Below are 324 nucleotides of genomic sequence, written 5' to 3'. Positions count from 1 at the left end.
TTCTAAAGGCTTCATTGTGGCGAATCATGGGCATCATCACTCGAAAAAGTAGGGCCCGCAGCTTTCTTCTACCCCGTTTGGAGATGCTTTTATGCCCTTTATGCTGCCCGGAGGAATTTTCACGTAATGTTAATCCCGCGAGTTTGATTAGTTGGCGTGGATCTTCGTAGTGTGAAAAGCTTCCGATTTCAGCTAATAGGTCAATAATCGTGGTATCTCCAAGCCCTGGAACCGTTGATAGCCATTCGTATTCTACAGACGTTTTTACTAGCTTAACTAAGTGCCCTGTAATACTTTCGATATCTTGTTCAAGCTGATAGTAAC

The 324-nt window shown here is 43.5% G+C and carries 1 protein-coding gene; it reads right to left on the bottom strand.

What is annotated here, in order from left to right:
* Positions 1 to 324, bottom strand: a 324-nt coding sequence (locus M3183_RS26835; protein ID WP_251475107.1) for an IS110 family transposase, incomplete at both ends; no start/stop codon positions are given.

This window comes from Neobacillus mesonae (genome assembly GCF_023715155.1).
In the GTDB taxonomy this organism is placed as follows: Bacteria; Bacillota; Bacilli; order Bacillales; family Cytobacillaceae; genus Neobacillus; species Neobacillus mesonae_A.
Note: the sequence above shows the minus strand (reverse complement) of the source record. Positions and strands in the feature narration are given on the sequence as shown.